At 69.1% G+C, this 14,501-nt stretch carries 2 protein-coding genes; one reads left to right on the top strand and one right to left on the bottom strand.

The window, feature by feature from the left end; translation table 11 throughout:
• The first annotated feature begins 51 nt into the window (after positions 1-51).
• The gene (locus AC5WS7_RS19540) at positions 52-1,200 is read left to right on the top strand and encodes an RNA-guided endonuclease InsQ/TnpB family protein (RefSeq protein ID WP_495955978.1); all 1,149 of its coding nucleotides are present in this window, start codon (positions 52-54) and stop codon (positions 1,198-1,200) included.
• Positions 1,201-1,234: 34 nt separating this feature from the next.
• On the opposite strand, the gene AC5WS7_RS19535 is transcribed toward AC5WS7_RS19540, so the two are convergent.
• Positions 1,235-14,344: an amino acid adenylation domain-containing protein gene (locus tag AC5WS7_RS19535; RefSeq protein ID WP_495955977.1), complete on the bottom strand. Its 13,110-nt coding sequence runs from the start codon at positions 14,342-14,344 to the stop codon at positions 1,235-1,237.
• Positions 14,345-14,501 lie beyond the last annotated feature (157 nt).

The raw sequence follows: 14,501 nt of genomic DNA, 5'->3' as shown, positions 1-14,501 counted from the left end.
ACTGCTGTTCTGATTTCGTTGCATCACAATTTCTTTCGATAGTATGTTCGAGTGGATGAGGTCGTGCGCTACACGTACCGGTTGCGGCTTGGGCGCACTGCTGAGACTGCGTTGCTGGCGGAGTGGGGCCGTTGCCGGTGGTTGTGGAACGAGGCGGTTCACCAGCAGAGATCCGGGCAGAAGCCGACTTTCGCGCGACTCGGGAAGCTGCTTACCGGAGCGCGGGCGAGATTGCCGTGGTTGCGTGAGGGATCCCAGGTCGCCCAGCAGCAGATGCTTCGTGACTACGCCCGAGCGCTGGACCATTCGTTCAAGGTGAAGGGGCGTGGTCGCCCGAAGTTCAAGTCTTGCAAGACTTCCTTGCCGTCGTTGGAATATACGACGCGTGGATTCTCGATCCGGGATGGTCGTCTGATGCTGCCGAAAGGCCTCGCGATTCCGGTTGTGTGGTCGCGTGAGCTGCCCTCGGCGCCAACGTCGGTTCGTCTCTACCGAGACAATTTGGGCTGCTGGTATGCCTCGTTCGTGGTGCGCCGGGAGATCCCGGCACATTCGCGTGCTGAGGGTGAGATCGGTATCGACTGGGGTGTGACCACGACTGCCACTGCTACTGACCCATGCTTTGATTTGCCGTATCTCGGGCATCGGAAACGATGCGCCGCCGAGTTGGCCAAGGCGCAACGCAGGATGGCGCGGCGGTATCGGAAGGGTCGACCGCAGTCGCGGGGATACAGCGACGCCAAGATGCAGGCTGCCCGATTGGCGAAGAAAGCTGCTCGGCAAACTGTCCACGATTGCCGGGTGTGGGCGAAACGAGTCGTTGCGACTTACGATCTGATCGCGGTCGAGGACTTCAATCCGCTCTTTCTTGCCAAGTCGAGCATGGCGCGCAAGGCCGCGGACGCGGCGATCGGTGCGGCGAAGCGGGAACTTGTCGAGCGTGCCGTGCGGGCCGGGCGGAAGGTGGTGATGGTCCGGCCAGCCTACACGACCATGACGTGCAGCCGGTGTTTCGCGAGAACCAAGCGACTCGAACTGCACGAGAGAGACTTCCGGTGCCAGGACTGCGGCTACGCCGACAGTCGGGATCGGAACGCTGCCAGAGTGATTCTGGCCGTGGCAGAACGGGGCCACGTCGGTGTCGAGGATGTAAGACAATCGGATCCCCTCCTCCAGGTGGGTGGTGTGGTTGCAGTCTGAGCTGGAAATCTCCTGCATTCATGCAGGAGAACCGTTAATCGTTGCCTCCCAGATGTTCGTCGAGCACGCGGGCGATGATGGGCAGCACGTGCGGTGCGGTCATGTCGTCGTGGGCGACATCGACCTCGTGCGTGGTGATCTCGCCGGTCACGTACGGCCGCCAGCCGTCGGGGCCGAAGATCTCGGATGTGCCGGCGGTCGCGCTGAAATACACGATGTCGCCGTGGAATACGGGTCGCCGGTAGCCGGTCCGGGTGCGCGCGGCGGCGTTGTAGGAGGCGGCCATGCGTTCGAGGGTGGCCGCGTCGACGAGTTCGACGCCGCCGAGCCGGTCGCGGATCAGATCCGCGGCATCCTGTGCGGTGGCCGAGGCGGGGACGTTCTCGATGCCCAACACCGAGCCGAATTCGTGCACGAACGTCCCCGCGTCGAGCCGTTCGATACTGTCACCGTCGATATCCGCGGTGTCGGCGTCGAGCAGGGCCACCACGCCGACCGGGCCGCCGTCGCGTTCCAACCGGGCCGCGATCGCATGGGCGATGAGCCCGCCGAAGGACCAGCCCAGCAGGTGATACGGCCCGTGCGGCTGGAGCGCGCGGATCTCCCGGACGTAGCGTTCGGCGAATTCCTCGATCGAGCGTGGCGAGGGTTCGCGACCACCCAGGTCCGGGGCCTGCAGTCCGTAGACTGGCCGGTCCGCGGCGAGCGATTCCGCGAAACCGAGGTAGGTCCAGGCGATTCCGGAGGAGGGATGGACGCAGAACAGCGCCGGTTTCGTGCCGCCGGGCCGGATCGGCAGCACCACATCGAGTCCGAGACCGCCCGAAGCGCCGGGCTCGGTCGTCGGCGCATACCGCGCCGCGATGGTCCGGGCGTTCGGTGATTCGGCGAAATATGCTGCCGCGGTGAGCATCTCGATCCACAGATCGGCCAGCTCGGCGACCGCGTCGTCGGGCAGCAGCGTTCCGGGGAAGCCGAAACTCGCTCGCAGGCTATCCCCGACGACCATCGCGGTCACCTCGACGGCGGATTGCACTGGTACATCGGGGTATTCGGCGGCATGCAGCTCGCCGAGGTCGTCGGCGGGCAACCAGCCCAGCCCTTCCAGGCCCGCGGGGATCTCGCCGGTCGCGTAACGGCCGAGGTAGTTGAAGCTCACCCGGCCCGGCAGCCGTCGCGGCAGTTCGGCCGCGGTGGCGGGGTTGAGATAACGCAGCAGCCCGAAGCCGATTCCGTTGTCGGGCACGGCGAGAAGCTGATCGCGGACCGTCGCGATGGCCGCGCCCATGGCCGGGCCCGCCGCCAGGGCATCGGCGGCATCGATCCCCGTCAAGTCCAGCCGCACCGGATAAAGGGTGGTGAACCAGCCGATCGTGCGCGAAAGATCCGCTCCCGGAACCACTTCCTGCTGCCGGCCGTGGCCCTCGAGGCGAAGCAGCACGCTGGATTCCGCCGTATCGCGCCACCGCCGCAGCGCCAGCGCGAGGGTGGCCACCAGGGCATCCTGCACGCCGCCGCCGAACAGGCCGGGCAGCGTGGTCAACAAGGCCTCGGTGACCGCGGCATCGGCCTGCCGATCGATGCTGCGCACGGTGTGCGCGCGATCCACGGCCGGGTCCAGCTCGCGCGGTCCGATGAGTGGGTCGGATCCTTCGATGACGTTCTGCCAGTAGCCGAGTTCGGCGACGCGGCCGGGTGCGTGGGCCTGGTCGCTCAGCGCGGTCGCCCACCGGCGCATCGAGGTGCCGGTGTCGGCCAGGACCGCGGTGGCGCCGGTGCGGACCTGGGCCCAGGCGGCCATGAGATCCGGCACCAGGATGCGCCAGGAGACACCGTCGATCACCAGGTGGTGGGCGAGGATCATCAGTCGCCCCGGTTTCGTCCGCGAGCCCGCGTCGCCCACCGGGTCCAGCCAGATGAATTGCAGGACTACACCGTTCGCGGGATCGAGCCGGTTCGCCGCCGAATCCAGTTCGCTGGCGGCGTATTCCCGGAGTTCGACCGGGTCTTCGGTATCGCATCCGATCCGGTGGACCAGGGCGTCCACCTCGATCGAACCCGGTTCGGCCACCATCAGGCGCGGGTGCACGCCATGGCCGACGAGCCGGGCGCGCAGCATATCGTGCCGGTCGATCACCGCGGACAGGGTCGCGACGAGTTGCGCGCGTTCGATGCCCAGCGGCAGTTCCAGCACCGCGCTCTGCGCGAAACGTCCGTAGTCGCCGCCCCTTTCGAGCATGTAGTGCACGATCGGGGTGAGCGGGACCTCCCCGACACCGCCGCCGGGCAACTCGTCGAGGGTGAGGGTTTCGGCTTCCGCGTCGGCCGCCGAGGCCAGCGCCGCGATCGTGCGGTGTTCGAACACCTGCAGCGGTGTGCAGCTCACCCCGAGTTGTTTGGCTCGCGACACCAGCTGGATCGCCATGATGCTGTCACCGCCGAGTGCGAAGAACGAATCGTCGGCGCCCACCTGCTCGATGCCGAGCAACTCGCCGACCACATCGGCCAGCGCCCGCTCGGTCGGGGTGGCCGGCGCCCGGTACTCGGTGCGGGCGGCCGCGAACCGCGGTTCGGGCAGCGCCCGGCGGTCGAGTTTGCCGACCGCGTTGATGGGCACCGCGTCCAGGATCATGAACGCCGCGGGCACCATGTACCCCGGCAGGACTTCCGAGGCCGCCGAACGTATCCGGGCGATATCGAGTTCGACGCCGGGTTCGGGAACCAGGTAGGCCGCCAGCGCGGTCGCGCCGGTGGGCCCGGGGACGCCCAGCGTCACCGCGAAGTCGACGCCCTCGATGCGGTTCAGGGCCGCATCGATCTCGCCCAGCTCGATCCGCTGGCCCCGCACCTTGACCTGGAAATCGGTGCGGCCCAGGTACTCCAGCCGCTGCTGCGCGCCGATTCCGGTCCAGCGCACGAGATCGCCGGTGCGGTACATCCGCTCACCGGGCGCGCCGAACGGATTCGCGACGAAACGTTCGGCGGTCAGGCCCGTGCGGGCGTGATAGCCGCGGGCCAGCGCCGGGCCGGCGAGATACAGCTCGCCGCCTACACCGGCCGGAACGGGATGCAACCGGTCGTCCAGCACCAGCACCGCCGCGCCCCGCACCGGCGTGCCGATGGCGACCGGCGCACCGGCCGACAGCGGCGAACTCGTCGCCCAGATGGTGAATTCGGCCGGGCCGTACATATTGATCAGGGTGCGGTCGCCCGCCCAGCGCTGGACCAGCTCCGCGCCCATCGCCTCACCGGCGACGGCCAGCACCCGGACATCGGGCACGTCGTCCGGGTCCATGGTGGCCAGCGCCGACGGTGTGATCACCACATGGGTCACCGCCTCGGCATCGATCAGCGCGGCCAGCTCGGCTCCACCGAAGACCTCCGGCGGCGAGATCACCAGTGCGCCACCGGATCCGAAGGCCATCAGCGCCTCGAACACCGCCGCGTCGAAACTCGGTGAGGCCACCTGCAATACCCGTGCGTTCTCCCCGAGGCCGAGCCGGTCGGCCTGGGTGGCGATCAGATCGGCGATGCCGCGATGGGTCACCGAAACGCCCTTCGGCAGCCCCGTGGAGCCCGAGGTGTAGATCAGCCATGCCGGAGAGTCGGGGTGAACGCGAATGTCCCGCAGTGCGATTCGCGAAGGGCCGGTATCTTCGGGTGCGTCCGGGACGATCCAGTGCGTGGTGTCGGGCAGTTGCGGGCGATGGGCCGCGAGGGTTATTCCCACGCGCGCACCGGAATCGGTGAGCATATGTTCGATGCGTTCGGCGGGATGACGCGGATCCACCGGCAGGAAGGCCGCGCCGGCCCGTGCCGCCGCCCAGACACCGGCGAACAGTTCCGCCGAGCGCGGAAGACCCAGCGCCACCACGGTTTCCGGCCCCGTGTCGCCGAGTAGCGCGGCCAGTCGTCCGGCCTGCTCATCGAGTTCGCGATAGGTGATCGTGCGCCCGTCGGCGATGAGGGCGGGGCGGTCCGGGTAGCGGACGACCGTGTTGGTGAACAACGCCGAAAGTGTTGTGGTGCCGACGGATTCGGCACCGCGCAGCGGGACGAGCGCGGCCCGTTCGGCGCAGTCGAGGATTTCGATATCCCCGAGCGGTGTTCGCGGCCGGGCGAGCGCCGCATCGAGAATCCGCAGCCAGCGGGTCACCAGGGTGCGCGCGGTCGTCTCGTCGAACAGGTCGGTGGCGTAGGTCAGCACACCGTCCAGTCCGGCCGGTCGGTGCTCGCAGAAGTGCTCGCGCAGATCGAAAGTCAGGTCGAACTGCGCGCAGTCGCGGTCCACCTGCTCGATTTCCACGTGCAGCCCGGGCAGTTCCAGGACCGGTTCCACATAGTTCTGCAGGCTCAGCGAGACTTGGAACAGCGGGTGGTAGGCGGTCGAGCGATCCGGGTCCAGCACCTGGACCAGATGCTCGAACGGCACGTCGGCGTGGGCGAAGGCGTCCAGATCCGCGGAGCGGACGGTGTCCAGGAATTGGGCGAAACCGGCGGCCGGGTCGACCCGGGTGCGCAGGGCGAGGGTGTTGACGAACATGCCGACCAGCGCGTCGAGGTTCCGGTCGCCGCGCCCGGCCACCGGCGTGCCGATGACCACGTCGCCGGTGCCGCCCAGGCGCGCGGTGAGTACCGCGAGCGCGGCGTGCACGACCATGAAGGGCGTCACCGCGTGTTCGGCCGCGAAAGCGACCAGTGCACGGTGCTTTTCGGCATCCACGGTGAAACCGATATCGGCGCTGCGCATCGACTGAACCGCCGGTCGCGGGCGGTCGGCGGGCAGTTCGAGCACCTCCGGCGCACCGGCGAGCGTCTTCTGCCAGAAGAGGATCTGTTGTGCGGCAGTTGATTCCGGATCCGACTCCGGGCCGAGCAGCTCGCGCTGCCAGATCGCGAAATCGGCGTACTGGATCGGCAGTGGCGCGGGGACCGCACCGATGCCGGTGGCGTTCCGGGCGTAGGCGGTGATCAGGTCCGCTGCCAGCGGAGCCATCGAGGCGCCGTCGGCGCTGATGTGGTGCACGACCAGCACCACGACGTGGACCGGAGTCCGGTCCGGGGCCGGCAGGGCGAAAACGCCCGCGCGCAGCGGAAGCTCCTCGGTGAGATCGAAACCGGCGCCGCCGAGTTCGGCGATCCGGGCCCGCAGCGGTGCGCCGTCCTCGGTGCTGGCCAGCGTGATCTCCGGGGTTCCCGCGGTCGCGTCGATGACGACCTGACGCGCGCCGTCACCATCGGCCGGGTACACCGTGCGCAGGCTCTCGTGCCGGGCGACGAGCTCGCCGAGCGCGGCGGTCAGCGCCGTGAGATCCAGTGCGCCGGTCAGCCGGAGGGCGACCGCGATGTTGTAGGCGGACGCGCTCGGATCCATCCGGTTGAGCACCCACATGCGTTGTTGCGCGGGGGACAACGGAATGCGGTCCGGGCGGATCCGCGCGACCAGGTCCGGGCGCCCGGATGCCGCCGCGCCGGGCTGGACCCGCGCGGCCAGCTGCGCGACGGTCGGCGCGTCGAACAGATCCCGCAGTGCCACAGTCGATCCCAGTGCCGAGTTGATCCGGGAGACCACCTTGGTCGCGCTCAGGGAGTTACCGCCCAGCTCGAAGAAGGACTGATCGACCCCGACCCGCGCTACGCCGAGTACCTCGGCGAACACCCTGGCGAGGCTGTCCTCCTCCGGGGTTCGCGGCGCGAGGTAGGGCCGGTTCGTCTCGGAGAAGTCGGGTATCGGCAGGGCGGCGCGATCCAATTTGCCGACCGGGGTGAGCGGAATCGATTCCAGCACAACGATATATCCGGGCACCATATATCCGGGAAGTTGTGCGGCGACCCGCTGCCGCAGGTCATCGGTGTCCACTCGCGCCTGCTCGGCGGGCAGCACGTAGGACACCAGCACGGTCGTGCCGGCGGGACCGGCGCGGCCGATCGTCACCGCGTAGTCGACCTGCTCCTCGCGCGAGAGCGCCGCGTCGATCTCCCCGAGCTCGATCCGCAGGCCGCGGATCTTGACCTGGAAGTCGCTGCGTCCCAGGTATTCCAGGACCGGCCGGCTGTGCGCGTCGAGCACCCAGCGCACCATGTCTCCGGTGCGGTACATGCGCTCGCCGGGTGCGCCGTACGGATCTGCGACGAAACGTTCGGCGGTCAGCGCGAACCGGTTGAAGTAGCCGCGCGCCAGGGCGGGGCCGGCCAGATAGAGTTCGCCCGGGATCCCGATCGGCACGGGCCGCAGCCAGGTGTCCAGCACCGTGACCGCCGCACCGCGGATCGGCTCGCCGATGGCGATGCGTCCGCCCGCGACGAGTTCGGCCGGTCCGGTCGCCCAGATGCTGAATTCGGTGGGCCCGTATAGATTCACCATGCGCCGGCCCGGCGACCACCGCTCGATCAGTTCGGGCGTGGCCGCCTCACCGGCCACCGACAGCATTCGCAAGAGCGGAAGACCGGCCGGTTCCATGGTGGCCAGCGCCGAGGGCGTGATCACCGCGTGGGTCACCCGTTCGGCGCGCAGCAGTCGTTCCAGCTCGCCGCCGCCGTAGACCTCCGGCGGCGAGATCACCAGCCGCCCGCCCGCGCTGTGTGCGGTGAGGAGTTCGAAGACCGAGGCGTCGAAGCTGGGGGAGGCCACCTGCAGCACCGCCGCCTGGGGCGATGCCTCCAGTGAGTCATGCTGCGAGACGACCAGGTTGGCGACGCCGCGATGCGTGAGCAGTACCGCCTTGGGCTTGCCGGTGGAGCCCGAGGTGTAGATCAGATAGGCGGTCTGCTCGATGTCGATCGGCCCGCCGCGCTCTGCGTCGGTGATGGGCGCGTCCGAGACGGTCATGACGCGCCGGATCGTGCTCAGATCGTCCAGCAGCAGCCAGTCGATGCTGCCGGGCAGCGTTTCGCCGGTCTCGGTCACGGTGACGCCGATGGGCGCCTTGGAGTCGGCGAGCATATGCTCGATCCGCTCCACGGGATGGCTCGGATCCAGGGGCGCGAAAGCGGCGCCGGTCTTGGCCAATGCCCATACCGCGACAACCGATTCCAGTGACCGGGTCATCGCCAGGACCACGAAGATCTCGCGACCGATGCCGCGCCGCAACAACATTCGGGCGAACCGGTTCGACCAGGCGTCGAGTTCACCGTAGGTCATGGTGAATTCGCCCGCGGTGACCGCGACGGCGGACGGGTCGATCCGAGCGCCGTCGGCGAGGATCTCCGGCATGGTGCGCGAGGGCACCGATCGCGGGCCGCGAACCGGCAGCAGCGCGTGGCGTTCGGCCTCGTCGCAGTACTGCACCCGGGAGACCGGCAACCGCGCGTCCCGCGCGAGTTGGCTCAGCAGCCGCACGAAACGTTCCAGCAGAGTGTTCGCCGCTGGTGAGTCCAAATGTCCGGTCAGGAATTTCAGGCTGATGCGCAGCGTGTCGCCGTCGTCCCGGCGAATCGGCACGGTCATCAGATTCAGCGGATACGGTGTCGCGTCGGTGCCCTCGACGTCCAGCACCCGCATGCCGGCGACGTCCAGCGATTCGGTGAGCGCCTCGCGGTCGATCGGATAGGACTCGAAAACGGTGAGGGTGTCGAACAATTCGGCGAGTCCGACCGCCTGGTGGATGGCCGCGAGGCCGATGTGCTGATGCTCCATCAGCCGCGCCTGTTCGGCCTGCACCCGGGCCAGCAGATCGACCACCCGCTCGGCGGGGTCGAGCCGGACGCGCACGGGCACGGTATTGATGAACAGTCCGATCATCTCCTCCACGCCCGCCAGTTCCGGCGGACGTCCCGACACGGTCGCGCCGAACACCACGTCGGTGCGGCCGGTCAGCATGGCCAGCACCATCGCCCAGCCGGCCTGGATCAGCGTGTTGACCGTCGCCCCGGCCTCCCGCGCGGACTTCTCCAGCGCGATGACGACATCGCGGGACAGATCGGTGGAAACCGTGCCGGTTTCGGGAGATTCGATATCGGCCAGGCTCGGCATGGCTCGGGTCGGGCTGTCCACACCGGCCAGGTAGTCGGTCCAGGCCGCGAGCGAGCGCGCGTCGTCGGCGGCATCGAGCCAGGTCAGGAATTCCCGGTAGGAACGAGCGGGTGGCAGCGCCGAGGCATCGCCGCCGGTGACATACAGCATCAGCAGTTCGCGCACCAGCAGCGGGGTCGACCAGCCGTCCAGCACGAGATGGTGGTTGGTGAGCACGAAACGGCAGGTGTCCGCATCGATGCGGACGAGGGTGAACCGCAGCAGCGGGGCACGGGTCAGTTCGAATCGGGTGTTCGCGTCCACCGCGACGATGCGGTCCAGCTCCCGCCGCAGCGCCGCGGAATCGGTGATCGAGCTGAGATCTACCTCCCGCCAATGGATTTCGGCGCGCGCGGAGACGATCTGACGGGGGCCGTCGTGCGTCTCCACGAACGCGACGCGCAGATTCTCGTGCCGGTCGACCACGGCCTGTGCCGCGGCGCGCAGGCGGTGCGCGTCGACGGTGCCGGAGAGGGTGAGCAGCGATTGCACCGTGTATCCGTCGGCGGTGTCGGTGTCGTAGACCGCGTGGAACAGCAGTCCGTACTGCAGCGGAGACAGCGGCCAGATGTCGGCGAGTTCGGGATATTCGCGTTCCCAGCGGTCGATCTGTTCTTGCCGCACCGGAGTCAGGGCGAAGTCCGAGGGCGTGCGCCCGCCCGCGTGTGCGGTGCTCGCGTGTTCGGCCAGGGCGCGCAACGCCTCGTGCCACAGCCCGGCCAGTTCGTCCAGATCGTCCGCGTCGAACAGGCGTGCGGCATATGCCCAGGTCGCCTCGAGTCCGGCGTCGGTGCGCACCGCGTTGACATCGATCGCGGCGGCCAGCGGTGCGCGCTGGTCCTGCGTGGCCGCGAAACGCATTGGTAGCCAAGGTGTTTCGTCGGCCGTCGCGATCGCCCGGCCCAGGTAGTTGAAGCTGATCTGCGGGACCGGGTCCGCGGCCAGGGCGGGTGCGGTTTCGGCGTTCAGATAGCGCAGCATGCCGTAGCCGACGCCCTTGTCCGGCAGTGCGCGCAGCTGTTCCTTCACCGTCTTGAGCAGCGTTCCGGCCGCGGCGCCACCGGCGAACGCGTCGTCCCGATCGATACCGGACAGGTCGATCGCGGCCGGATACACACTGGTGAACCAGCCCACCGTACGGGCGATGTCCGCGCCGGGCAGCAGGGTCTCCTCGCGACCGTGCCCCTCCAGGGTGAAAACCGCGCGGGTACGGCCTTGCCAGCGGCTCACCGCGAGGGCGAGCGCGGCGAGCAGGACATCGTCCGCGCCGCAATGGAATCGGTCCGGCACGGAGCCCAGCACGGCATCGGCGAGGCCGGGTTCGAGGACCGTGTGCCGCTGGGCCATGGTCGCCACGACATCTCTCGCGGGATCGAGCCGGCCGGTCTCCGGGATATGCGTCGAGATACCTTGCCAGACAGGTAGTTCGCTCGCCCTTCGGACCGCTTGTCCGACCTGCCCGTGTGCCCAGCGCCGGAAGGAGGTGCCGACCGGGTCGAGACTCCCGCCCTGGGCGGCGACGGCCAGGTCGGGAAGCAGGATGCGCCAGGACACTCCGTCGACGACCAGGTGGTGCAGCACCAGCCAGCACAGCGGCGCGGCGTCGGCCCGCTCGATCAGGACGAAGCGCGCCACCACCCCCGCCGCGGGGTCGAGCAGGTCGGCGGCCGCGTCCAGGGCGCGCGAAATCGCCTCCTCGTCAGCGGAATTCGCCTGCACAACCTGGATCAGGGGTGCGGCCTCGACCGAACCTTGTTCGCCCACATGCCATTCCCAGCCGCTGCCGGTCCGGCGCAGTGTCGAACGCAGCATGTCGTGCCGGTCCAGCAGGGTCTGCGCGGCCGCTGCCAGCCGGGCCCGGTCCACATCCTCGGGCAGGCCGACGAGTACGGCTTGACCGAACCGCCGCCACGCCTCACCCTGTTCGAGCATCGCGTGCACGATCGGGGTGAGCTCGATCGGGCCGACCCCGCCGCCGGGCAGTTCGCGCACACCGGAATCGGTCACATCCGCGGCGGTCGCGGCGAGCGCGGCAACAGTCTTGCGTTCGAACACGTCCCGGGCGCTGAATCCGAGCCCGGCGGCCTTGGCCCGGGAGACCAGCTGGATGGACACGATGCTGTCGCCGCCCAGAGCGAAGAAACTGTCGTCCACACCCACCGACGGCAGGCCGAGCACATCGGCGAACAGTCCGGCGAGGACCTCCTCGCGCGGCGTCGCGGGAGCGCGCCCGGACCCGGTCTCGGACCGGAAGTCCGGCGCAGGCAGCGCTTTCCGGTCCACCTTCCCCAGCGGCGTGAGCGGGAGGTGGTCGATGACCATGACCACCGCGGGCACCATGTGTGCCGGAAGCGACCGTCCCGCAGCGGCTTTCACCTCTTCCGGAGGTACCCGGGTTCCGGGGCGCGGCAGTACGTACGATACGAGCGCGGTCGCGCCGGAACCGGTCCGCGCACCGAGCGTCAGCGCGAATTCGATCTCCGGCAGACCCTGCAGTGCGGCGTCGATCTCACCCAGTTCGACGCGGAACCCGCGGATCTTGACCTGAAAATCGCTGCGGCCCTGGTATTGCAGCTCGTGCCGGCCCTCGCGCATACACCAGCGGACCAGATCGCCGGTGCGGTACATCCGCTCGCCGCGAGCGTAGGGATTCGCCACGAAGCGTTCGGCGGTGAGCCCGGTGCGGCGGTGGTAGCCGCGCGCCAGGCCCGCACCCGCCAGATACAGCTCACCGGTGGCGCCCACGGGCACCGGACGCAGCCACGGATCCAGAACCACCGCCGACACCCCGCGCGTCGGTCCGCCGATCGTGATCGGTCCGCCGGGAACCAGCGCCTCGCTCAGAGTGGTGGTGATGGTGGTCTCGGTCGGCCCGTAGCCGTTCAGAACGGTGCGCCCGGACCAGCGCGCCACCAGTTCGGGCGGGCAGGCGTCGCCGCCGACCACCAGTGTGCGCAACCGCGGCAGGTCGGCGGGGTCCAGGGAGCCGGCCACCGCCGGGGTGAGGTCCAGATGGGTGACCCGGTGCCGGAGCAGCACCCGGGTCATCTCCTCGCCCGCGTACGCCGCCGGCGGCACCACGGCCAGCGTCGCACCGCGTGCCAGGGTCACCAGGATCTCCTCGACGGAGATGTCGAAACTGGGCGATACCGCGTGCGCGACAACCGAATCCGCGTCGATGCCGAATCCCTCGCCCGAGCCCGCGACGAGGTTCGCCAGACCGCGGTGGGTGACCAGCACGCCCTTGGGCAACCCGGTCGAGCCGGAGGTGTAGATGATGTAGGCGGTGTGGTCCGGGCGCACCGGTCGCGGCCGGCCGGCATCGGTGATCGGCGCGGCCGGTCGGCGGGCGGTATCGGCCTCGGTGGCGGGCCCGTCCAGGATCAGCCAGTTCACCGTGTCCGGCAACGACTTTCGGGCGGACTCGACCGTGATGCCCGCGACGACGCCGCTGTCGCGGACCATATGCTCGATCCGGTCCGCCGGATAGGCCGGATCGATCGGCACGAATGCCGCGCCGGTCTTCGCCACCGCGACAGTGGCGAGCACCGATTCGATCGAGCGCGGAATCGAGATGGCGACCGCGCGCTCCGGCCCGGCCCCGGCGTCCAGCAGGACCCGGGCCAGCCGGTTGGTGGTCTGCTCGACCCGGGCATAGCTCAGCTCGGTGTCGGCCTCGGCCAGGGCGACCGCGTCGGCGTCGATCGCCGCACCGGCGGAGAGGATTTCCGGCAGCGTCCGGATCGCGGCGTCCCGGTCGCCGCGCGCGGGAACCAGTTCGGCGCGTTCGGTTTCGGACAGGGTGCTCACCGCCGACAGCGGCGCGTCCGGCCCGGCGGCGAGGAATCGGTGCAGGAAGCCCAGGAAACGCTCGTGCTGGGCGGCCAGTTCGGTGTCGCTGTAGAGGTTCGCGTTGGCCTGGAAGTCGATATGCGTGCTCTCGCCGCCGACGCCGGGATACAGATTAAGGAACAGATCCTCGATCAGCCCCGAGGTCAGCACGTGCAGGCGTCCGGTGACCGGGCCGAGCTGAATCCTGGTGTCCACCATCATCAAATTCACCGTCGGCCCGAACGACGCGGCCTCGTCCATCTTCCGGCCCAGATCGCGGAAGATGTCCTCCTGGCGGTACCGCTGTCTGCGCAGCGCGCCGGTGAGTTCGCGCTGTGCCGCGCCGATCAGTTCACCGACCGTCGTCCGCGGCGCCGTCGCCAGACGCAGCGGGACCACATTGGCGATCATGCCGCCCGAACGGCGCAGCACCGCGGTGGTGCGGGCCGAAACCGGAAGGCTCAGCACGACTTCCGCTGCGCCGGTCATCGCGGCGAGATATGCGCCGAAGGCCGCGACCACCGTCGGCGCGACACCGGACGAGGCCGCCCGCGCGACCGAATCCAGCAGTGCCCCGGTGTCTTTCGACAGCGCGCCGGTGACCCGGCTCGGGTGGGCATCGGCGTCGGCGAGCCGTCCCGCCAGGCTCACCGGATCCGGCATGCCGTCGAGGTGCTCGAGCCAGTACGCCCGATCGGCGGCGAAGCGATCCGAATCACGGTATGCGCGATCGGCTTCCACGACCGCGCGCAGATCCCCGGCCTTCGACTTCGGTGCGGGCCTGCCGTGGAGCGCCGCGTTGTAGAGCTCGCCGGTGCGCTGCACCAGCGTCAGCGCGCCCATGCCGTCCAGCACGATGTGGTGGATCCGCGAGTACCAGAACCAGCGATCCCGCGCCAAGCGCAGCATGGTGACGTTGACCAGCCGATCGGTGAGCGGATCCAGCGGTGCGCGGTACTCCGCGCGCATCCACGCCTGCGCGGCTGCCTCGGGATCGGATTCCGCGCGCAGATCGACGGTTTCCAGCCGGTCGTCGAGGGTGCTGTCCACCAGTTGCAGGGGGTGGCCCTCGACCTCGACCAGCCGCAGGTAGCCGGTGCCGAATTCCCGACCGGCCTGCCGTGCCGCCCGGCCGAGCAGGTCGATGTCGACCTCGCCGATCAACTCGACGTACTGCGCGATCGATATCGGGACATCACCCGCGATGTGCTGGGCGAACCAGATGCCGCGCTGAGCGGCCGATAGTTCGAAGGTTTCCGAGGGAGTGGCCGGTTCGACGGACGTGGCGGCGATCTGCTGCATGACGCTTCCTGGATTGTGCCGTCGGCCGCGTCGCGGGACGAGTACTGTACCGGGACGCTGCGCGGACTTGTTCGCATCGCGACGAGTCACTCGGGAATCGTTGCGCGGCAAGAGATGTGCGATGAATGTGGTTGGTTGCACCTCCCCGGATATTCGG

It is taken from the genome of Nocardia sp. PLKS1-43, from assembly GCF_059510335.1.
This window is presented reverse-complemented; position numbering and strand designations above follow the sequence as displayed.

Coding starts and splice junctions, on each gene's coding strand:
- AC5WS7_RS19535 (WP_495955977.1), bottom strand. CDS start 14,344: ATGCAGCAGATCGCCGCCACGTCCGTCGAACCGGCCACTCCCTCGGAA.